Origin of the sequence: Dyadobacter endophyticus (assembly GCF_014641595.1) — a bacterium.
Taxonomy (GTDB): Bacteria; Bacteroidota; Bacteroidia; order Cytophagales; family Spirosomataceae; genus Dyadobacter; species Dyadobacter endophyticus.
Genome location: NZ_BMIA01000002.1, coordinates 551,729 through 572,055 on the forward strand (window position 1 = coordinate 551,729; position 20,327 = coordinate 572,055).

At 49.8% G+C, this 20,327-nt stretch carries 20 protein-coding genes; 9 read left to right on the forward strand and 11 right to left on the reverse strand.

The genetic code is table 11. The features are described from left to right. Positions 1–91: 91 nt before the first annotated feature. Both porV and IEY24_RS14445 read right to left on the reverse strand, forming a co-directional pair. Positions 92–1,174, reverse strand: a complete 1,083-nt coding sequence (gene porV, locus IEY24_RS14440; protein ID WP_188933203.1) for a type IX secretion system outer membrane channel protein PorV — start codon at positions 1,172–1,174, stop codon at positions 92–94. Between the two features lie 99 nt (positions 1,175–1,273). Then, entirely contained in the window at positions 1,274–2,245 is a 972-nt protein-coding gene (locus IEY24_RS14445; protein ID WP_188933214.1) for a phytanoyl-CoA dioxygenase family protein, read from the reverse strand. Positions 2,246–2,401: 156 nt separating this feature from the next. Between IEY24_RS14445 and IEY24_RS14450 the strand changes: the two genes are divergently transcribed. From IEY24_RS14450 to IEY24_RS14460, 3 genes are all read left to right on the forward strand, one after another. Further along, complete coding sequence (locus IEY24_RS14450) at positions 2,402–3,247, forward strand: AraC family transcriptional regulator (RefSeq protein WP_188933216.1); 846 nt, start codon at positions 2,402–2,404, stop codon at positions 3,245–3,247. Between the two features lie 83 nt (positions 3,248–3,330). Next, positions 3,331–3,978 carry a 2'-5' RNA ligase family protein gene (locus tag IEY24_RS14455; protein WP_188933218.1) on the forward strand — a complete coding sequence of 216 codons (648 nt, stop codon included), beginning with the start codon at positions 3,331–3,333 and terminating at the stop codon, positions 3,976–3,978. Positions 3,979–4,180: 202 nt separating this feature from the next. Further along, positions 4,181–6,013, forward strand: a complete 1,833-nt coding sequence (locus tag IEY24_RS14460) for a gamma-glutamyltransferase family protein (protein WP_188935184.1) — start codon at positions 4,181–4,183, stop codon at positions 6,011–6,013. Between the two features lie 62 nt (positions 6,014–6,075). Here IEY24_RS14460 and IEY24_RS14465 read toward each other — a convergent pair whose 3' ends face one another. After that, a complete protein-coding gene (locus IEY24_RS14465; protein ID WP_188933220.1) occupies positions 6,076–6,912 on the reverse strand; it encodes a GNAT family N-acetyltransferase in 837 nt (278 codons plus the stop codon). A 12-nt stretch (positions 6,913–6,924) separates the two neighbouring features. Next, positions 6,925–8,550, reverse strand: a complete 1,626-nt coding sequence (locus IEY24_RS14470; RefSeq protein WP_188933222.1) for an ankyrin repeat domain-containing protein — start codon at positions 8,548–8,550, stop codon at positions 6,925–6,927. Between the two features lie 83 nt (positions 8,551–8,633). Here IEY24_RS14470 and IEY24_RS14475 point away from each other — a divergent pair, with 83 nt between their 5' ends. Continuing rightward, complete coding sequence (locus IEY24_RS14475; RefSeq protein ID WP_229222336.1) at positions 8,634–9,041, forward strand: GNAT family N-acetyltransferase; 408 nt, start codon at positions 8,634–8,636, stop codon at positions 9,039–9,041. 9 nt (positions 9,042–9,050) lie between these two features. Here IEY24_RS14475 and IEY24_RS14480 read toward each other — a convergent pair whose 3' ends face one another. The 4 genes from IEY24_RS14480 to IEY24_RS14495 form a co-directional block, all read right to left on the reverse strand. Further along, on the reverse strand, positions 9,051–10,124 hold the full coding sequence (locus IEY24_RS14480; RefSeq protein WP_188933224.1) for a winged helix DNA-binding domain-containing protein: 1,074 nt from the start codon (positions 10,122–10,124) through the stop codon (positions 9,051–9,053). Between the two features lie 118 nt (positions 10,125–10,242). Beyond that, on the reverse strand, positions 10,243–10,626 hold the full coding sequence (locus IEY24_RS14485) for a hypothetical protein (RefSeq protein ID WP_188933226.1): 384 nt from the start codon (positions 10,624–10,626) through the stop codon (positions 10,243–10,245). A gap of 217 nt (positions 10,627–10,843) precedes the next feature. After that, positions 10,844–11,308: a GNAT family N-acetyltransferase gene (locus tag IEY24_RS14490; RefSeq protein ID WP_188933228.1), complete on the reverse strand. Its 465-nt coding sequence runs from the start codon at positions 11,306–11,308 to the stop codon at positions 10,844–10,846. A 77-nt stretch (positions 11,309–11,385) separates the two neighbouring features. Further along, the gene (locus IEY24_RS14495) at positions 11,386–12,009 is read right to left on the reverse strand and encodes an SDR family NAD(P)-dependent oxidoreductase (RefSeq protein WP_188933230.1); all 624 of its coding nucleotides are present in this window, start codon (positions 12,007–12,009) and stop codon (positions 11,386–11,388) included. A 97-nt stretch (positions 12,010–12,106) separates the two neighbouring features. Here IEY24_RS14495 and IEY24_RS14500 point away from each other — a divergent pair, with 97 nt between their 5' ends. The 3 genes from IEY24_RS14500 (at position 12,107) to IEY24_RS14510 (ending at position 13,971) form a co-directional block, all read left to right on the forward strand. Next, positions 12,107–12,913, forward strand: a complete 807-nt coding sequence (locus IEY24_RS14500) for a LuxR C-terminal-related transcriptional regulator (RefSeq protein ID WP_188933237.1) — start codon at positions 12,107–12,109, stop codon at positions 12,911–12,913. A gap of 139 nt (positions 12,914–13,052) precedes the next feature. Next, positions 13,053–13,361, forward strand: a complete 309-nt coding sequence (locus tag IEY24_RS14505; protein ID WP_188933239.1) for a hypothetical protein — start codon at positions 13,053–13,055, stop codon at positions 13,359–13,361. A 115-nt stretch (positions 13,362–13,476) separates the two neighbouring features. Further along, positions 13,477–13,971 carry an anthrone oxygenase family protein gene (locus IEY24_RS14510; RefSeq protein WP_188933241.1) on the forward strand — a complete coding sequence of 165 codons (495 nt, stop codon included), beginning with the start codon at positions 13,477–13,479 and terminating at the stop codon, positions 13,969–13,971. Between the two features lie 12 nt (positions 13,972–13,983). Here the strand turns inward: IEY24_RS14510 and IEY24_RS14515 are convergent, their stop codons facing one another. Then, positions 13,984–16,422 (reverse strand): outer membrane beta-barrel family protein, encoded by a 2,439-nt coding sequence (locus IEY24_RS14515; RefSeq protein WP_188933243.1) that lies wholly within the window; start codon positions 16,420–16,422, stop codon positions 13,984–13,986. A gap of 236 nt (positions 16,423–16,658) precedes the next feature. On the opposite strand from IEY24_RS14515, the gene IEY24_RS14520 reads away from it, so the two are divergent. Together IEY24_RS14520 and IEY24_RS14525 are read left to right on the forward strand one after the other, a co-directional pair. Further along, positions 16,659–17,699, forward strand: coding sequence for a sensor histidine kinase (locus tag IEY24_RS14520; protein ID WP_188933245.1), 1,041 nt, complete (start codon positions 16,659–16,661; stop codon positions 17,697–17,699). Position 17,700: 1 nt separating this feature from the next. Beyond that, on the forward strand, positions 17,701–18,417 hold the full coding sequence (locus IEY24_RS14525; protein ID WP_188933247.1) for a LytR/AlgR family response regulator transcription factor: 717 nt from the start codon (positions 17,701–17,703) through the stop codon (positions 18,415–18,417). Between the two features lie 64 nt (positions 18,418–18,481). Here IEY24_RS14525 and IEY24_RS14530 read toward each other — a convergent pair whose 3' ends face one another. Next, entirely contained in the window at positions 18,482–19,057 is a 576-nt protein-coding gene (locus tag IEY24_RS14530) for a porin family protein (RefSeq protein ID WP_188933249.1), read from the reverse strand. A gap of 948 nt (positions 19,058–20,005) precedes the next feature. Then, positions 20,006–20,314 carry a protealysin inhibitor emfourin gene (locus tag IEY24_RS14535; protein ID WP_188933252.1) on the reverse strand — a complete coding sequence of 103 codons (309 nt, stop codon included), beginning with the start codon at positions 20,312–20,314 and terminating at the stop codon, positions 20,006–20,008. Between the last annotated feature and the right edge of the window lie 13 nt (positions 20,315–20,327).

The window sequence follows — 20,327 nt, forward strand, 5'->3', positions numbered from 1 at the left end:
TTTTCCAGGAATATTATTGAAAACAGACTTCGGCGGTGTGCTGCAAATACTTGTTAATCCGGGAATATTCGTTGAAAGGCGTTCAGCAGCCCTAAAAGTTGACCGAAGCCGACACTTTATACATATTCTTCAAGGGACTGCCCGAATCGGTCGGGATCAGATATGCGAAGTCGAGGGAATAGTGTTTCAGAATGCGTACACCGGCTCCGGTAGTGAAGAATTTGCGGTTGCCTTTCACTTTGTTTTCGGCGTGGTAGCCGCCCCGGAGTGCGAATACATTTTTGTACCAGTATTCAGCACCCATAGCCACAACTATTTCCTGCATTTCTTCTTTAAAACCACCGGGCGCGTCAGAAAAGGATTGGAGAATACCTTCCAAATACGGTTTCTGATTCACATTGCTGCCGGGAACAGGCGTTGGTACCAACAGTTTTCCCGCCTCGGCGGTCACGTTCAGCTTGTGTTGCCCGTTGGCAGTATACGAAAGACCTCCGCCCAACCTCAGGGTTGTCGGCAAAAAGTATTCATAACCCGACCCATAGTCCATCTTGGGGCCGATATTGGTCAGTGCGGCACCGACCGTCCATACCATATTTTCATTCCCCTCGGCATCAGACGAAAGACTTTTGTAATAAACCCCGATGTCGCCGGCTACTGCGCGTGCAGGCTTCAATACATTGCCCTGCACGACACTGCTTCCAATGTCCGATGACACATATTTGAGCGTCATCCCTGCTGAAAAATGGCTTCCCAATTGTTTGGCATACGATCCGCTGAACGCGATATCTCCACCGGCGGAAAGTGACGGAGCCGAAACGATTGCCGGATCACTGAAATATTGAACGGATGCGCCCACCACCTGCCCATTGTTCAGCTTCTTGTAACCGGCGGCGTAACCCAGCCAGGCACCATTAATAAGGGAGGACAGCCAGGGCGAGTAAGTCGCAGAAACTCCAAAACTTCCCGGCGCATCGGCGAGCTTACCGACGTTCCAGAATGCCGAATTCGCGTCGCCACTTGTGGCAGTCCCGGCGTAGCCCATCCCTCCTGCCCGGGCATCCGGCGCGATGGTAAGAAAATCGGCGGCGGTCTCGGCAATGCGGTAGCTTGTCTGGGCAAGTACGTTCGTCATCGTGCATGACAAGCATGCCAGCGTGAGCAGATTCGCTTTCATAGGGGTCTGATTTACGTTAAAAAAGTTTGTTAGCGGTTACAAACCCAAAACGTACCCCATTTTATATTATTACGTGACTCGCCGACATTCTTAAATATCTCAATTCCAGCGATCCAGCCCTAGCAATTTGCGTCCCAGTTCGCTCAAATCCGCCGTTTGATAACGGGTTTGTTCCCAATTCCGGGGATCGCCCGGGAAAGCGTAACCCTGCGGCGCCTCACGTTCCCGCCAGGAGCGGATCCGCCATTGCCGCAATGCCTCATCTTCTTCCTGCGCCGGCATCATCGAAATATATTGCGCGAGGCGAACTTTGTCCTCGCTCCGGTTGGCGCGGATCCCGTGCGGCTGGGAACTATTAAAGATCAGCAGGTCACCGGCATTCATTTTTACCTTAACGATCTCAAAACCTGTCACGTCCGGCTGAAAATGATTCCTGTCCTTCGGCTGCGTCAATTTCCAGGTGTCGTAGGTCCTGAACAGCTCCGGCACGCATTGAAACCCGCCCATATTCTCGTCGTCCTGGTCGGCCAGCGCGAGTACGCCCTGCACATTTTGCGGTTTGGTTTCCGGGTCGTAGTCCCAATGAATAAAGCCTTTATATTCGAAACCGGGACGGAGCGGCAGGTTCAAATTGGCCCGGTCGATGGTCACCCAAAGTTTTTCGGTGCCCCAAATGTCGGAGAATGCCTCATGCACCTTCGGGTATTGTCGGTTATCCCACAGGTATTGATGGTTGTACACCTCGACCATCCCGGTATTGGTCAGTTCTTTCATCTTCATTTCGGCACGTGGCGGCGCGTACCATGTTTCCGGGTCATCCGGGTCCTTTTCTTCAAATTCCCACAAAAAATCGGCCAGCTTTTTGACCTGCTCTTTCGGTACCGCATTCGGGATCACGATATAACCATTGGTTGTCCAGAAATCCCAGTCTTCTTCGGTCAGTAATTTGAGCGGTTTGCCGTTACTTCTATCGTTTAGCCTCACATTGCTCGATTTGGCCGTCGAAGGATTACCAGGAATGTCCTGATGAGCATTCGCAGGTGCCATAGTGGCCATTGTTTTCGCTTCCATATCAATACTATTTTTTCATGATTGAATAAAACAAAACTAATTATCCGCTATAACCTCCACTACCGCTACAATTGCCTATTTTTGCTCTATATTAACAAGACCAGGAAATTACGCCTGTCATAGTGGCAAACCAGGGACAATTACAGGCATTTTAATATGAAAATTATCCGCGAAGACATCCACCCGGACCAGGGAAGTTCCTTCAAAATCCTGCTAACCCCTGGCCTGAACGACACATTTCTGTGGCACCTCCACCCTGAGTATGAGATCGTATATGTGGAAGGATCAAGCGGCACGCGGCACGTGGGCTCGCATACGTCCGTGTACGAGGGCAGCGACCTGGTGTTTATCGGCCCGAATATACCGCACCTGAATTTCGATTATGGGGTTCGTACAAGCTGCGAGCAGGTAATTGTCCAGATGCGGGAAGATTTTTTGGGCAAAGATTTTCTGCTTGCACCCGAGCTCCAAAACATCCGGAAGTTGTTCGAAAACTCGCATCACGGTCTCTCATTTTCCGGCGAAACCAAGCGTATTATAGGTGAAAAGCTCAAACAAATCCCCGCGCTGGCCCCGTTCGACCAACTACTGACGCTTCTTAGCATTTTAAGGCTTATGGCCGAGTCGACCGAAGCGATCGTATTGAATCCCAAGCCGATCGGCAGTAAATCATTCCGGAAAGAACATCTGCGCATGCAGCATGTATATGCGTACGTAGAAGCCCATTTCGACCGCACACCCGACGTGAATGCAGTTGCGGCCGCGGTAAACCTTACCACTCCTGCTTTCTGCCGGTTTTTCAAAGCGAATACCCGCATGACTTTCACCGATTTCGTGAACCAGTTCCGGATCAATCAGGCGAAGAATCTCTTGCTTCAAGACCGCTCAGTTTCAGAGGCATGCTTTGCTGTCGGGTTCGAAAGCCTCTCCTATTTCAATAAGCTTTTCAGAAAAGTAGTCGGCGAAAACCCTTCTGAATTCAAGAAACGGCATTTACGATAAATTTATTGATATTTTTAAGATCAATAGTTTGGTATTTAAAATACCTTTACTATTTTTACAAGTGAAAATTACACTTCATCAACATGAAATCTATTCACATCAACAACAACGATTTGAGTACGATCAGGAACATCCGGGAGCATCTCTATGAGTACCTCCTGGTTTTTTCCTGTGATCCGGTCACCGAAGCCGCGATCGGAAGCGTCAAGCAGTATTTTCAAAAGGCTTATGGCTGCGAACAGGCTGCGAATCTCCGCCCGCATCTGACGCTTTTCAACTGCATTATCCATGAATATAAACTCGACAGGGTAATTCAGGGGTTTGAAAAAGTGGCGCGCCATGTCGCGCCATTCCGTATTGAATTGGATGGTTTCAACCGGTACGAAGGCGGTACGTTTTACGTCGATCTGGACGCAAGCTCCTCTCTTCAGGTAAACGGGTTGACCAAGAACCTTAAAACCGAGACGATTGAGCACCTGTCCAAATGGGCTTCGGGGGAATTCAGGTTCTGCACCGATCCGCATGTTACCATCGCCCGCAGGATGACACCGGCACAGATGAACAGCGCAGCCAAGGAATGGATGTACAAGAAATTCCACTCATCGTTCCGCGTCACGGAAATGATCTTGCTGAAAAGATCCCTGGTAAGCGGCTCGAAGTGCAGGGAAATCGCGCGCATGCCATTGTTGGGTTTGCCGGACCAGACGTTTGTGCAGGCGAGTTTGTTCTGATCGCAGTAAGACGTATAGGGACATACGACTAAGAAAATGATTAGGAGCTATGTAAAGTTAGGCCGATCCGGTTATTTCGTATCTTCGGCTATCGGTGAGCGGTATTTCGAGTGTAATAATCGACCGCTGCCGACCGACGGACCAATTTCCTAACGACCTTTTTATGAAGCCAAAATTCCTTTTATGCTCAACGATCGGGCTGATGCTTTGTGGACTGAGTGCCTTTTCACAGTCTTTCAACAACTTCCCTGTTACAACCCAAAAACCGCCGCTGCATGGCAAGCACTGGATGGGGATTACCGGCAAGCCGCTCGCGGCGACAGCCGGCGCGATGATTTTCAGCAAAGGCGGTAACGCTATTGATGCTTCATGCGCGATGCTAGCGGCTACCTGCACGATGTGGGATGTACTGAGTTGGGGTGGAGAAACGCAGGCGTTGATCTACAATCCCAAAACCAAGAAAGTGATCGCCATCAACGCAATGGGCGTCGCGCCGACAGGGGCTACGGCGGCCTTTTTCAAAAATAAGGGCATGAAATATCCGCCGGAATATGGCCCACTGGCTGCCACAACACCCGGAACGCCCGGCGGCTTGATGACCATGCTCGCGGAATACGGAACGATGAGCCTCAAGGAGGTGCTCGCGCCAGCAATGCAGATGGCCGAGGGCTACCCTATCGAAGCACAGACCGCTAATTCCATTGAAAAAGGTAAGGACGAAATCAAGAAATGGCCGTATTCGACCAAGGTATTCCTGCCCCATTTAGGGCAGAAGCGCGAGGCTCCGGATGCGGGGGAGATATTTGTCCAGAAGGATTTGCGTGAGACATTACAGAAACTGGTGGATACCGAGCAACAAGCGCTAAAAAGCGGCAAAAACCGTAAGGAAGCCATTTATGCGGCTTATGACCGGTTTTACAAAGGCGACATTGCCGAAGAGATCGCGCGCGGTTGCCAGGAACAGGGAGGCCTCATCACCGAGCAGGATATGGCCAACTGGAAGGTTAAGATCGAAGAGCCTTTGATGACCAACTACAAAGGTATTGAAGTGTACAAAATGCAGCAATGGACGCAGGGGCCGGTCATGTTACAGGCGCTCAACATGCTGGAAAACTTCGATCTGAAGAGTATGGGATACAATTCCTCGCGCTATGTGCATACTTTGTATCAGGTCATGAACCTGGCATTTGCCGATCGTGACTTCTATTATGGTGATCCGGCATTTGCTCCTGAAGAGCCGATGAAAGGGTTACTGTCCAAAGAATATGCGAAACAAAGGATCAAGCAGATCAATTGGGAGCAGAACGACGCGAAAATAATGCCCGGAGACCCCTACCCTTTTGAGGGAAAAAAGAATCCTTTTACTGAACAGATCAAAAACTGGGGCAATTTTCAAGCGTCGTTGAACCGCAATGCAAATGGGCTCGACGAAAAGTTTATGGAGGAATTCACTGCGGGAACGACTTCCGTTGAAGCCACCGACGAAGAAGGCTGGGTGGTTAGTATTACGCCCAGCGGCGGTTGGGTGCCTGCGTGTATCGCGGGTAACACCGGCGTGGGCCTGAGCCAGCGCATGCAATCGTTCGTGCTCGATGCCCGCGAGAATCCCTTTAATGTGGTAGAACCAGGCAAACGACCAAGGGTTACTTTGACACCCAGCCTCGCCATGAAGGACGGAAAGCCGTTCCTTTCCTTTGCCAAGCAGGCAGGCGACGAGCAAGACCAGCTTCTTTTGCAATTCTTTTTAAATGTGGCCGAATTCGGAATGACGGTGCAGGAAGCGACGGAGGCTCCGAGCTTCAAGACATTGCAAATGTATGCCAGCTTCGGTGAGCATGAAAAAGATCCGGGAGGGCTGATTTTAAATCAATCCATGCCCGACTGGACACGCAAAGAACTCTCCCGCATGGGCTACAAACTCAGCTACCAGCCCCGCACCAGCGGCCCGATTAACGCCATTTATTTCGATTGGCAGCACGGCAGCTTTTGGGGAGGATCGAGCAACCATGGTGAAGATTACGGCTTCGGTTGGTGATCATTCGCAAAGCCACCTTAATGCCATAACTCGATGTTATAGGATTGTTTTAACTAACAATCCTATAACAATTGTGAACGGTCGATGATGCGGATCATGCCAAAAGCCGGGCCAAAGCCGGTTTGCTGGTAAAACGGCGCCAGTCCCTCGCCCGTAAAAAGTCCGATCAAAGCGCCGTCGGGCGCATGCACGTCGAGCCATTGCTTCACCTCCCGCATCACAGCCGAACCAACCTGCTTACGTTGCCAATCACGGTGCACCATTACATCTTTAATATAGAAAAAGCTAAGGCCGTCGCCGAGCACAAGCGCACAGCCGATCGCCTCGCCGGTTGCGCTGTTTTCGGCAACTGCCACAAAAACCGTCGCGTCGAGCTTCTCTCGGAGCAACTCGTCGGATTGGGTGTTTGTCCATCCCACAGAGTTAATGAGATTACGGTATTCGGCGACAGTAAGCATCCGCCCGAGGGTCCGAACGGTGGCCGGCATAGGCTCCGATTTGCTTTCACCAGCCGAGGTAGCAAGAGCAGCGAAAGTAACGTAATTCCCATTGAGATCCTTGACAACATATTCCTCAAAACCCCAGGGCTGCCTTTCCAAATGCATCACAATCTGCGCATTCCGGTCCTGATGCATTTGATACAGCTCACGGATATTTTTGACCCTGATCCACACACATTGTCCGCGTAACCGCTCCGCTCCTTCGCTATCCCGTGAAAACTGAATAAAAGCCCCGTGCCAGGTGACCCCTCCATGGTTGGGCGGCGTACCCCACGTCCAATGGCCGGGAAAGCCCAGCACTTCATGCCAGTACTTTACGGTTTCGCCCACATCGTTAACCGCCAATACCGGTTCGGCATGAGATATGAACGGTTCGGGTTTTACGTTGTTGTTTTCCATGTTTGATTTAATTTACAACTCAGGCAAGGCGAGGACGGTATTATGCCCGCGTCTCTCCGCCCACGCTCTCGGGCGCGCCCACGGTTTACCGACCGGCAAATGCGCGTTGGCACCCTTTTCGAGCAAGAATTGCACCATTTTTGTTTTGCCGGCTTTGGCAGCCCAGCCGAGCGGCGTGGTACAAAACTGCTCGTCGATCGCATCAATATCGGCACCGTGTTCCAGAAACAGCGCTGCGTTATGGATATCGCCACGCTCCGCAAACCGATGCAAAGGTGTAATGCCCAGCCAATTCTTGAAATTGGCGTTCATACCGCGTTGGAAGAGGTATTCGGTTAGCTCGCGACTCTTGATCGCGTCTTGCGGGCCGCGGCTCTCCACTCCCACTCCAATGTCTTTCGCAAGATCGGGTTGGTAGCGGAGTATCAGGCGGACGAAATCTTCGTTTCCCTGTCCAGAGGCTGTTTCCAATGCGGATACATTAGCTGCAAGGGCCGGGTTCGCATTTAAAACAGCTGCGGCCGTCTGGATATCGCCGTAGTACGCAAGCAAATCCAACGATCGGGCCGCGCCGTAGGAACACAGCAGGTTGATCATAGCTTTGTCCCCACGTTCCAAAGCCGCCGTGAGCGTATCCGCAGAACTCTCGATCGGTACATTGGGGTGTGCACCGTGTTGCAGGAGTAGTTTTACGATTTCAATATGGTTGTACACCACCGCCGAATGCAAAGCATGGCCCATCGGCGCTATACCTTCTTCCGGCAGATTAGGATCAGCCCCCTTTTCAAGCAATAGTCTTACGATCGCCATTCGGCCCGCCATCGCTGCATTTTTCAACGGCGCGCCGGAGCCCGCATAATAGGTAACGTATTCAGACGGCTTGTTAGCCAGCGACGGATCCAGGTCGAGCAACGCCCTCACCCTTGCCTCATCGCCTTTCAATGCGGCCATACAAATATCCACGTACGCACCTCTGCTTACCAGATGCAGGTAAATATCGTTGGGCTTCCATTTCCATTCGTCGGGCACATCGCGCCAACCGCGATAGGAATAGTCGCCGTTCGTAAGCTGGACAGGCCGTGCTCCATCCGGCCGCCTGGCATCGATATCGGCCCCGCGGGCGAGCAATGCGTCAATCATTTCAGGCTGGCGCGACATGGTCGCCCAATGAATAGGTTGGTTACCTTCATCATCGGTAGCGTGTGTGTATTCGTCGGAGCTAGCCAGTAATGTATTAAACGCCTTAAAGTCTCGATTTCGGATAGCGGCGGCAATCAGTTTCCCGGCCTCGGAGCCCTTGTGGCGGTTTAACGCACGTTCGAGGAGTTCTTCCGTCGCCGTAAAACCGCGGTCACGTGCCATTTGAATGAGCGGATCGCCGGTACCGGAATCCACGGGGCTTGCGCCGTGTTGTAGGAGATACTCCGCCACTTCCAACCGGTCGTTGGCCACGGCGAACGACATAGGTGTACGGTAATCGTAGGCCCCGCGCACAAGGGTAGCGTCTTTTGCCAACAGGTTCTTTACTTTTTCAAGATCGCCGTCACGGGCGGCGCAGAACATTTGCCATACATCGGTTCCCAGTCCGGTCGACCAGAATAATGGTTCTTCTTTTTGAAGTGCGGCGGGCTGGGTCATGGTGACGTAAATTGAATTAGGCTTATTTTTGTGCGATGCGTCGTGTAGTTAGGTATTTTTTGTATTAAATAAAAGGAAGAGATTTGATTGAAATTCAAAAAGTTAATGCGGATGATCTGCTGGAAATCCGGCACATGGTACTATGGCCCGACATGCCAATCGAATTTGTAAAAGTGCCCGAAGATGAAAGCGGCACCCATTTTGGTTTATACCTCGATGGCTCTCTTGTATCTGTCATTTCGCTCTTTGGCGAGGGCGAGAACATCAGGTTCAGGAAATTTGCGACGCTGCCCGGCTTCCAGGGCAAAGGGCTGGGTTCCAGGCTTCTGCAACATGCCATAGCGTACGCGCAAACGCAAGGCTACACACGCATGTGGTGCGACGCTCGCGCCGACGCCCTCGGTTTTTACGAACGTTTTCAGTTCAAAAAGTTCTCCGAACCTTTTTTCAAGGAACATATCAGTTATTACAAAATCGAACGGATGCTTTGAATACAATATTCATTGAAATACTGCACTCTTTTTCCCGATAAACCGGGCATAAGCGGTACCGGCGGTTTGCAGGGATTTTTCGGCGGCAGCGGACATTTTGGATAAAGGCGAGATCTCTATATTTACAGAATCCTTCTTCTCCGTCCGCCGCCAAACGGCCACGATCTTGCCCTTTACCATCACAAGCGGTTTAAAAATACCATTACCCGAATCCGGATTTTGTGCCACAATATCGTCCATGGCCGCACTCCGGTCGGCATATCCGATTGTGAGCTCATCGAACGGAGGAATGAGCATTGCATTTGCGGGTACTTTGGGCAGTTCCGTCGCCGCTCTGAACAGATATTCCCGTCCACCGACAAGGGCCGATTCAAAATCCCCACGAACGGCTTCGAAACCGCGCTTCGAATCGGTTAACGACAAACCGCTCCACCAGGCAAAGTCCTGGACAGTAGCCGGCCCGTGGCTCAGGAAATAGCGCTTGGCCAATGCAGCCAATGCCTCATCCCGATTCAGCGGCGCCGCAGAGGGGACCTTTTTGTCGAATAATGCATAAGTAAACTTTTTCCCGCGGCGTGCGCCATTACAGATAATCTTGTCGAGCTCGGCCTGGAACATAATGTGTGTCGCACGGAGGTTGTCCGTTTCGATGCCGGCCTTATTTACCTCGGCGATTACTTCTTCGCGCGTCAGCTCGTTGCCATCGGCCAGTAGCTTGCCGATCAGGTCGTTGGTTATTTTAAAAACAGAATCGTCCAATTTTAGCTGACGATACATGGTGCCGGCGAGCTTGTAAACATGCGGTGCCGTGAGATCCATGATCCAGCGGGCATCTTCTTTTGCCACAAAATGCCAGGTAGGCCTCATAATATGTGTACGGATAATGCCGCCTGCGTCGATGGCTTGTTCTATGCTGGCGTCCGTTCCCTTTTTCAGGCGCAGGCCTACCGCCCATTTCGCCATGGCAAAATCCTGTGATTGTACAGCACCCATCCAGGCGACCAATTCGGCCGGATTGGTAAAACTGGTATTCAGAATTTGTTGGTTAGCAAGACGTATTGCCGCAATGTCGGATAGATTCATGGCTGGATAGTCGTTTTCTGACAAAGGTTTGAATCTTGCTAAAATGAGGATTTAAATACAAAAAAGAAAACCCTGCCGACCGTGGTGGTGACAGGGTACAATACAAACTGGCCAGGGTCTATTTTGAAACAGCCATTTGTTTAAGACCGTCAGATTGCAGATAGGCCATAGCGGCAACCCAGAGTGCTACCGCTCCGATGAACACATAGCCAATGACTGAAATAGGGAATGGCTGAAATAGTACTATCGCCGCGCTGCCTACTACCCAAAGGGTGTCCAGCACAATGACCAGCCTGACAGCCCGGGCATTCAGCGGATTGCCGCGACTTACCGAAAAGACCAAAGCCGCAAATACGACCAAGAAAATTCCGACTTCGACAAAGGGCATCGTGGCCGTCGTATCGAACAGCCCTGCGACCGCTTTTGGGAAAATCGCAAGCCCCAAACCTGTTGCACCTGAACTGATTGCATTAATGAGCATTACATTTTTGAGCGTTTTCATATGTCAATTGGTTAGTTGTTTTTGGATGCAACAAAGGTATTGCAGCACCTCCGCCTGCGGCTTACCCGCAGACGCCAATGACTTATCATTTCGTGACAAGCTCAAAAAAGTAGTACTACGTCAAGTTTGGTCAGGTATTTGTAAACTAATCGCTTGACATTACCTGACCACCCTTGACTAAATGACTCAATGAATACCACGGCAACGGCTCCGCTATTCAATGGGTTGCGAGACGCATCTCGGTCAGCATTTTTTTAAAACCTACTTTTTCATAGGCCGCGACGGCCGGTGTGTTGTCGGCATAAACCTGTAAACGCACCTCATCCAGACCTTTTTTACGGGCCCATTCCACGAGCGCGTCAATAATCAGCTTGTTAATCCCCCGACCGCGCATATCGGGTTCGGTGTACATGAAACCCAGGAATGCATAACGTTCGAAGCTGTTATACGGCTTTGCTTCGAGGATACGTGCGTGACCGCTGGCAATCAACCGGTCGCCCAGAACGGCCACGAGTACCTCAGCTTCGTCGCTGCGGATCATTGTTTCGAGATCGTAATAATGGAATTTCTCGCTGATGAGGGTGTCGTCGAGCGGACGTTCGGCCATGATCAGGTTTTGCTCGAATGCGAGAAGGGTGGGAAGCTCGTCGGGCCGCGCCGGCCTGATGTGAATATTGTCCATGGAAATGTTGATGTGGTGATTCCGCAAATCTACCATTTCGCAGACAAGCGTGTCAATTCTCAATACATAAAATAGCGCTATTTCACGATTTCTTCGCTTTTTTCAAGACCTGGCACGGCACTTTCCAGGATTACCACAGCCTTTTCCGCTAGTTCGGAGCCCGAGAAAGCCGTTAATGCAAAGCTGTTGATAACCAATCCTGAATCGTTCAGTTCCAGGTTGAGATGTTCGGCGAAATGCATATTGAATGCCAGCAACGCCTGCTCCCAGGCCGGCAATGGATGCGGGCAGTGCCATAGATCGATCACCCTTGCGTGTGCATGAAGCAGCAGATTGGGCAACAGCTGATGCAGGTACAGGATTCCGCTCGCGTGATTGGTTTTCAACTTCCTGTCCAGCGAGCGGATGTCGTAATCTTCCAGCCGCCGGTGAAACCCCGTTTCAGCATAATTGATCAAAAGATCCACTTCAAAACGGTCGTTGATCTTTTCACAGGCATTGATAATGCTCCCGGTATCGGCATCGTCGGCGACGAGGTAATACACCAGCACCCGGTGTTTTTGCACGATTTCGCGTACCAGCGCTTCCAATGCGGCTTCATTTGCACCGATCAGGATCAAATGCCGGTTACCGGCCGCCAATGCTTTTGCGAAGGCTTTTCCCCACGGCGTATCGGCGCCACGGACTGCTGAAAAATTCATAGAGTTGATGATTTTAACAAAATAATGAGGGCAAACCTAGGTGAAGTGCCCCCGGAGTTGTCCTTTCTACATACCTGCAAAGAAAATCCGGACGCCGATGAGAGGAAATACTGATTTATCATTACAAAACCTGCCGGGAAGGTCGGCGCGACTTGCTCCCGATTACCTGCAATTGCTGAACAAATACTATGATTTTGACGGTTTTGAGCCCGATCGGCTCGACAAGCAATTAGCGCTCATCCGGGCCATGGCTCAACTTTGCAGCAGCGGCGTAACCGTGTATGACCTGCAAAAGCAGGCGCATGTATACGTCTCGCGCAACTTTTATCAGCTCTACGGTTACGATTTTGGCGAAATTGGATCCTGTATTCCCAACGAGCTGTTCGACCGGAAAATACATCCCGGCGACCGGCAGGCACTGGCCCGGAATGGTTATGAGGCCATGAAGTTTATGATGGCCCAGCCCGTGCATACGCGCAAGCAATTTAAAATGGTAACGGAATACCGGATCATGTCGGATGACCAAACCGCCATCCGCGTATCGGAACAACACCAGGTGCTCGAACTGGACGCATCCGGGAATATCTGGCTTTCGCTGGGAGTCATCGATATTTCGCCGAATCAGGCACTTACCGATGTGAAGAGCCAGGTCATCAATTTCCACACAGGCGAACTGATCAAACTGGAATACAACGATATTACAGGGGGCGTGAAACTGACGACGCGCGAAAAAGAGATCCTCGGGATGATCGGCACGGGCAAACTGAGTAAAGAAATTTCCGCACTACTGGACATTAGCGTCCACACTGTCAACACGCACAGGCAACGGATACTCGAAAAGCTGCAAGCCGACAATTCTATCGAAGCATTACAAAGCGCAAAAATGATCGGATTAATCGCCTAAGGATCATTCAAGACAACCTTATGATAATCACAACCGCTTTGTGAGTTAATTTGATAGATTTCTACGAAAAACTGGTACAGTTTTAATAGTGACATCGGTTACAATTTTCAACTCATCCGAAAAGTTAAACCTAATAGCTATGGAAGGCGAAAATGAAAAACAGAAAGTGATCACGCTGAACGACGAAAGTTTCAAGCATTATCTGATCGAACGCTACGGCAACCCTGCCGAAAATTCTAATTGGGGACGATTCAAGAACGCATCACAAGACCTCATCTTACCGGAGACGTGGGTTCATTTGTATAATCAGGCCAAACAGGACATCTCCCAAAAAGGGGGATCGCTGATCGGCTATGAACTGGTGAACAATGTATTATTGAGCCACGACGGCATCAATTCCCACTGGCCTATCAATTGGATGTGGGTAATGAGATTTGGGCGGGACTAATTATTCAGTACGCTGACGGAGGAAGCTATTGATTCTGGCGGCCGTTTCTTGCAGGCTGTCGTTTTTGTTCTATTTTTCTGCCATTGTCCAGCCGACCTTTGAAAGAAAAAAAGACATGACGACAATCAACCTATTCCTGCTCGTGACGGCCCTTGCCAGCGGCCTTATTGCAGGACTGTTTTACAGCTATTCCTGCTCGGTCAACCCCGGCCTCGGGACGCTTTCTGATGCCGGCTACCTCGCTGCCATGCAATCCATCAATCGTGCTATACTCAATCCCGTATTCTTCTTCAGCTTCATGGGGACGTTTTTACTGCTGCCTCTGAGCACCTACCAGCATTTTGGGACGGGAAGCCGTTTCTATTTGTTGCTGGCCGCGGCGGTGGTGTATGCGATCGGCACTTTCGGAGTAACCATGCTGGGCAATGTGCCGTTGAACGAGGCTTTGGATAAAATCAACCTGTCCAACTCCTCCGCGCAGGAACTGACGGCACATCGCCTACGGTTCGAAGTTTCCTGGAATAGGCTGCATGCAATCCGTACCTACGCTTCGATCATTTCGTTTGTACTGGTACTCCTGGCCTGCCTGACGGCATTTGACAAAAACTGACTATCATGACACTCACTCTACCCTACCCTTTTCGTCGTCGGAGGCATTGTTATTATGGCGACGTTTACGGGTGAAGGTATCCTTGCCGAATTTGTAATTTAAAGCAATGCTGATGCGCTGGGTATCCGTTCTGCCCACCTGGTAATAATCCGATTGCCGGATACTGAACGACCGGTTGTGATAAACCCAGGAATGGAACAAGTCTTCGAAGTTCATGGCGACGGTGCCTTTCCCCTTCCATATTTTTTTCTGGATGCCGCCATTAACCCGGAACATCCCCGAAGTCTGCGCCTGGCCATTTACATCACGACTCGCATAGTAGCCGCCCACCTCCGCATTCCAGCCGTTACCGAGGTTGAAATAGTTATTGAGTTCCAGACGCGCCACGTTTGTCGCATAATTCAGCGCTTCGGTGTATAACGGGCCTTTCAGCGTAATCCGCGACAGCCGCAATGTAGTGTTGTTATACCACCAACTCGTGAGCTGGCCCGATACGCTGGTATTCAGCAATACCATATAACCCCTTGCGATATTGTCGGGGCGGCTGGTAAAGGTGTCGCCCTGGGCCTGGATAGTCGTAAAAATCCCGTTGGTGAAGCGGTTGTAGCTTAATCCCATGTTCAGGAAGTTCTTGTGCTGGTATTTCAGCTCCAAACGATCCTGGTATTGCGGTATTAAATGAGGGTTTCCAGCGCTGTAAGTATATTGATCCCTGTAAAAAACAAAAGGGTTTAGCATCTGGTAATTCGGCCGGTTGATCCTCCTAACGGCCATCAGCACTAACGCATTCTGCTCATTCAGTTTATAATTCAGGAAAATGCTGGGGAAAAGTTTAGTGTAATTTTTGGTAAAATGCATGGCTGCAACCGAGTCGTTACCCAGCTGATGTCCTTTGGCGGCGGTATTTTCGAGGCGTAACCCCAACTGCATGCCAAAGCGTTTCCACCTTTTTTCTCCACTTATATATGCCGCATTGATATTTTCCCGGTATTGAAAATGGTTTGAGCGGCGGTTGTCGATTACCGCATTGCCGTCGTTAGTATTGTAATAATTGAAAACAAAATCATTGTCTACGTAACTCGACTTGAATCCTCCTTCCAGGCGCGCTTTGTTCTTCAATGGATGGACATAATCGGCTTTGAAAGTGTAAATATTGATCTCCGAAGGGGTGCGGTACCGGAACAGTTCCCGGCTCGTCAGTGACCCTTCCGCGTCGAAGAGGCGGTTTTCAAGATCCTGCCTTCCCTGGGTGTGATAGTTCAGATAATTCGCGTCCACCGTCAATTCACGTCCCTGATCATTGAATTTGTGCAACATATTGCCATTGATACTGGTGTTATTGCGGATATCCTTTGAAACCGTGCTACCGTTCCCGGAGCCGGCCAACTGATACAATGCATTCTGCTGCGTGCTTTGGTAGTTAAAGTTGCCTTTCCGGGAAGAGCCATTGAGGTTGACAATAGCGCCGAAAATGGTTTTGGACGTAGCTGTCAAATCCATCCCAAGGTTTACATTATAGCCATTTGAAGCGTTTTTCTGGTCATTTTTTAACTCAACACGGGATTTCACCGCACCCGTTTCGTCATAATATCTCCGGTTGAAATCGTCCTCGCTGTAATTTTTGTCGTAGCTGTAACCCAAATTAGCAAACAGGTTTAGTTTCCGTCGATTGTAATTAAGGTTTACCGCGTCGTTGCTTCGCGCATACCTGCCCTGGCTGCCGCCCAGCGCGAGGCTGCCTGTAAGCCCGCCTGCGCGTGTTTTTTTCAAACGGATGTTGATCAGCGCATTTCCGGCTGCATCATACCTGGCAGGCGGGTTGTCCATCAGCTCAATCTTGTCGAGCACGCCGCCCGGCAGCGATTTCAGGTAAGCAGCCAGGTCGGCCCCCGACATGTAAGTGCTGCGCCCGTCGATCAGCACCATTACCCCACTCCTTCCGTTCAGGCTGATATCTCCGGCAGCATTCAAGCTGACGCCCGGCGTCTTACTCAGCACATCGAATGTGTTGCTGGTGGCACTCCCGATCATCGAACCTACATTCACGATCGTACGGTCCATTTCCTGTTCGATCAGCGGCTTCTGGGCCTTTATTACCACTTCGCCCAGTTCGATACTTTTGGCCGGAAGCAGGATAATCGCCGGCAGTGTAATGGCGGAATGCCCGGCATCGATCGTCAGGGCCGCACTCCTGAAGTCCTTTTGCCCCATTGCACCGATTGCCAGCTCGTAGGCGCCGGCTTGAAGATTTACAAAACGAAAATTGCCGTTGACGTCCGTTACCTCGCCCGTTACGAGCGTGGAATCAGATATTTTGAGCAGGCGTACGGTTGCCCCGGGCAAACTTTGGTTCGTGGCGTCTTTGACTGTCCCGGAAATGACGTTGCCTGACTGGGCAAGTGCATTCAGGCCTATCAGGCAGGATGTAAGCAGGACGAAAAGCGTTTTCATGGCGATTATTTTACATGGATCAAGTAATGAGGCAAATATTGCCCGGACCTCTAACCCTGTGAAATAAATGTGTTGTAACTTCCCCGAGCCATGACGGAAATCAGTTTCGGGCTGACGAACCAGTTCGACCTACCCTAGCGGCTTTCCGTCATACAATCGGGCCTTTATGGCGCCTACAATCGCAATCCCGGCGTTGGTCAGGCATATTTGCATCAAGGCATTAACCGGGTGAACCCATGAGCAGTATTTTCAACAACAATAACAAAGAGGCGACCCTGGTAGGCATTTACGTGGTGCTCACCGCGGCAGCCAGTGTGCCCGTTTTTTTCGGGATCGACGCCTACCTCAACATGATAGGTGCCGCGCACGATGAGGCCGTCGCCACAGCGGCGACCCTTGTACTTTTCGGCTGCATTTACATTGGTCGACATCTGGCCACGATTTGGTCGGCAAGGCAGCGGGAAATACCGAAAAATGTATTGAATGGCCTGGCAGCCACCATTGCCGTCTGTTTCGTCTGGCTTTTTGTCCATGCCGATTTGCAGTTTCAGGGCTTCCCGGGCATTAATCTGCTATTCTACTGGATACCTTTTCTGACGATCGGGATGTGCACGGGCGCACTTATTAAACTGTTCAGAATGAGCACACGGAAGGAGCTCGAAGCTGCCAAAACGCAGGCTGCGCAAAGTCAAAGTGAGCTGCATATGTTGCAATCCCAGTTGAGCCCTCATTTCTTGTTTAATACATTAAATAACATGTACGGTCTCTCGATCACCCAGCACGAAAAAATCCCGCCGCTGATATTGAAACTGTCGGATCTGCTACGATACTCTGTGTACGAAGCCACGGAAACTTATGTTCCGCTTCGAGATGAGCTGGCTTACATTCTCAATTATATCGACTTCGAACAGCTCCGGATCGGCGACCGACTAGAACTGAAAATGGACATTGAAAGCATTGCCAGCAGCGACATCCGCATTGCACCGATGCTACTCATTGTATTCATTGAAAATGCTTTCAAACATTCCAAAAATACGGCAGAGCCAAAAGTGTTTATCGAAATCCGCTTGAAAGTATGGGGAAACTCTATCCTGTTTTACCTAAAAAATTCGCACAGCGGCGCCGATATAAATGAGCCAACGGTGGAAAAGCACAGCGGTTTCGGTCTTGCAAACGTCAGGAAAAGACTGCAACTGCTGTATCCCAATCAGAACGACCTGGTAATTGAGAACGGAGAAAAACATTATACCGTCAATTTACGCCTCAACCTTCGATAATATGACGCAAACCGACTGCCTGATCGTCGACGACGAACCTATTGCACGGCAAATCATACGTACCTATTGCGCACACCTGCCCTACCTGCGCGTGGCGGGCGAATGCGGGAGCGCACTCGAGGCCAGAACTGTGCTCATGCAGCAAAAAGTAGATATCGTGTTCCTGGATATCAATATGCCCGTAATGGATGGGATTTCTTTCCTTAAAACACTCAAAACGCCGCCTCAAATCATATTCACTACTGCATATAAGGAATACGCAGTCGACGCATTCGACCTAGCAGCCTGCGATTATTTACTCAAACCTTTTTCACTCGAAAGATTCATAGTAGCCGTAGACAAGGCCATGGAAAAATTGCTGCCAACCGGAAACACATTTATGGACGCCGGTGAATCAAAAGGTGATGATTTTCTCTTCCTCAAATCCGATGGCAAGATTTACAAGGTCATGCACGAGGACTTGTTGTATGCCGAAGCGAACGGTAACTACACGAAGGTAAGGACTGTGCAACATACGCTATTGCCGGCAATGACATTTTCAGGCTTTGAAGGTCTGGTTCCCAAATCAAAGTTCCTGCGCATTCACCGGTCGTTTATCATCAATAAGTCAAAAATAGACCATATCGAGGGCAACCGTGTCTTTATTCAAAATACAGAAATACCGATCGGCAGCAATTACCGTGAGCAGTTCCTGAAACAAATCGGGCTTTCTTCCTGAGTTGTAAATGAAAAAAGCAGGGTTTCCCCTGCTCTTAAATGTCATGGCAAATAAAGTCAAATCCCTATTTGTGGGCCGGAATGGCAAAGAACAAGCTGAACTGGATCACACTGTTTTTGAAATCGGGGTCCATTGCCGCGCTCTTGTCAAAGTCGCCTACTTTCGAGAATCCCGCAATGTAGCGCGCCCCGATACCTAGTCCGAAATTGGCCTGATAACCCAATCCGACAGCTCCTGCCAGGTCGAGGTTTTTGGCAAAATGGTCGATCGTCTGATCCGGCACGTCTTCTCCTGTTTTAAACGACGCCTGCGGGCCGAATTCAAAGTAAAACCCGCCTTTCGAGCGGAATTTCAGCATTACCGGCACTGTAACGTAACTCGTTTTGAACTCGTTTTTCCCTGCATTTTTAAACTTAGCGCCTTGCGTCGAGAAAAGCACCTCCGGCTGAATCGAAAACACCTGCCCGATCCCGAAATTCAGAATACCTCCCAAATGATAGCCAACTAGTGCATCGGATTCGACGTCACTACCGGTATAGTTGCTGATGTTGACCCCAGCTTTCGGGCCGATAGAAAACGACTGTGCAAACGCCGCACTGCTGAATACCGACAGAAGGACGAGCAAAGAAATTTTTTTCATGGTTTTTAAATTTGAAGTGGTTTAATAGGTGGATTGCTAGCCACCAAGCAAAAACCATACCACCTATCTTGAAAAATTCGGAACGGTCATTAGCGTGCTACGGCATTGCCGATTAAATGCACGATGCTTTAAGAGTAACCAATTCACCCGGCCCGCCGAAGCCAGTCAGCCAGACAATTGCCTGGAATTCGGCGATTTTAACGATTTGGAATAAGAAAGTTGAGGGGAGAGAGGGATTCGAACGGTTGTATTAATGTTCTGAAAATCAGCTTGATACTGATTTTTTAAAATTTCCTTCCATGATGCGCGACGCGTCCAAAATCCCGATAAATGCTATTCTCTTAACTGTCTGACTATCAATAAGTAACAACTCTGTGCTTTTGTAAAGTTAATACCTTGATTTTTGACTTCAAAAGGCCTTGCGTGATACATGGAAATTTTCCCTGGATGGTTTAATATTATTCGCCACTGCAAGCCGTGAACGAGTGATTTTAGCCCAATTTAAAGTACTCGGCCAGACCGCATAGGTGAGAGCACAATTTCCACCGATGGCAGAGAAGTGACACGATCGGATGTTAGAAAGGTACCGATAGTTATCTTAGGCAAAAGGGAAGGATCAACAATATGTTGATAAGGCTGGTAACCCGGGATAAAGAATGTTGTGCAGAAGATGTGGAATGATAAGTAGTACTTATGTGCTCAGAGGCCTTATGCTGGGTATTACATTTCAGGAGCTTTTAAGCGGTTGATCGTCGGCCGCTGTGGGGATCGGTGCCTTAGTACGTAGAGTAGTTGCGGACCGCCTGTTAAGATCACTTTGATTCTCGTACATATTAATCCGTTGGTTTTGAGGTAAATAACAGGAATGAAACTTGATGGATCAAAATCAGGTAAGGTTTTAACCCATCAAGTCACGAAATTCAAATTGAAGGTAAGTGCCCCCTAGCACTAGTCTTCGCTGGGACCACGAGGTTTACCACGACTTTCAACGAATCGGATCAGTTCTAGTAATTCTTCGGACTGACCCGGTTCCGGTGTAGCGGAGATTAAGTGCTTGCCTTCGTGGTTTTCCAGCGTAACATTTACAGTCGATTCGTTAGTCGGTATTTTCGGAAGCGTATTTTGCGTCCCTGCTGCATTGTTTTTTTTTACCAACTCCATAAGTTGGTGGCGGTCATCTTGACCCAGGTCGTCCGAGTCGACCTGGAATCTGCTGAACCCAACGAAGCCGCCGATTCTATCTATTGTAACTTTCATGATGTTCAAATCA

Coding starts and splice junctions, on each gene's coding strand:
- porV (WP_188933203.1), bottom strand. CDS start 1,174: ATGAAAGCGAATCTGCTCACGCTGGCATGCTTGTCATGCACGATGACG.
- IEY24_RS14445 (WP_188933214.1), bottom strand. CDS start 2,245: ATGGAAGCGAAAACAATGGCCACTATGGCACCTGCGAATGCTCATCAG.
- IEY24_RS14450 (WP_188933216.1), top strand. CDS start 2,402: ATGAAAATTATCCGCGAAGACATCCACCCGGACCAGGGAAGTTCCTTC.
- IEY24_RS14455 (WP_188933218.1), top strand. CDS start 3,331: ATGAAATCTATTCACATCAACAACAACGATTTGAGTACGATCAGGAAC.
- IEY24_RS14460 (WP_188935184.1), top strand. CDS start 4,181: ATGCTTTGTGGACTGAGTGCCTTTTCACAGTCTTTCAACAACTTCCCT.
- IEY24_RS14465 (WP_188933220.1), bottom strand. CDS start 6,912: ATGGAAAACAACAACGTAAAACCCGAACCGTTCATATCTCATGCCGAA.
- IEY24_RS14470 (WP_188933222.1), bottom strand. CDS start 8,550: ATGACCCAGCCCGCCGCACTTCAAAAAGAAGAACCATTATTCTGGTCG.
- IEY24_RS14480 (WP_188933224.1), bottom strand. CDS start 10,124: ATGAATCTATCCGACATTGCGGCAATACGTCTTGCTAACCAACAAATT.
- IEY24_RS14485 (WP_188933226.1), bottom strand. CDS start 10,626: ATGAAAACGCTCAAAAATGTAATGCTCATTAATGCAATCAGTTCAGGT.
- IEY24_RS14490 (WP_188933228.1), bottom strand. CDS start 11,308: ATGGACAATATTCACATCAGGCCGGCGCGGCCCGACGAGCTTCCCACC.
- IEY24_RS14495 (WP_188933230.1), bottom strand. CDS start 12,009: ATGAATTTTTCAGCAGTCCGTGGCGCCGATACGCCGTGGGGAAAAGCC.
- IEY24_RS14500 (WP_188933237.1), top strand. CDS start 12,107: ATGAGAGGAAATACTGATTTATCATTACAAAACCTGCCGGGAAGGTCG.
- IEY24_RS14505 (WP_188933239.1), top strand. CDS start 13,053: ATGGAAGGCGAAAATGAAAAACAGAAAGTGATCACGCTGAACGACGAA.
- IEY24_RS14510 (WP_188933241.1), top strand. CDS start 13,477: ATGACGACAATCAACCTATTCCTGCTCGTGACGGCCCTTGCCAGCGGC.
- IEY24_RS14515 (WP_188933243.1), bottom strand. CDS start 16,422: ATGAAAACGCTTTTCGTCCTGCTTACATCCTGCCTGATAGGCCTGAAT.
- IEY24_RS14520 (WP_188933245.1), top strand. CDS start 16,659: ATGAGCAGTATTTTCAACAACAATAACAAAGAGGCGACCCTGGTAGGC.
- IEY24_RS14525 (WP_188933247.1), top strand. CDS start 17,701: ATGACGCAAACCGACTGCCTGATCGTCGACGACGAACCTATTGCACGG.
- IEY24_RS14530 (WP_188933249.1), bottom strand. CDS start 19,057: ATGAAAAAAATTTCTTTGCTCGTCCTTCTGTCGGTATTCAGCAGTGCG.
- IEY24_RS14535 (WP_188933252.1), bottom strand. CDS start 20,314: ATGAAAGTTACAATAGATAGAATCGGCGGCTTCGTTGGGTTCAGCAGA.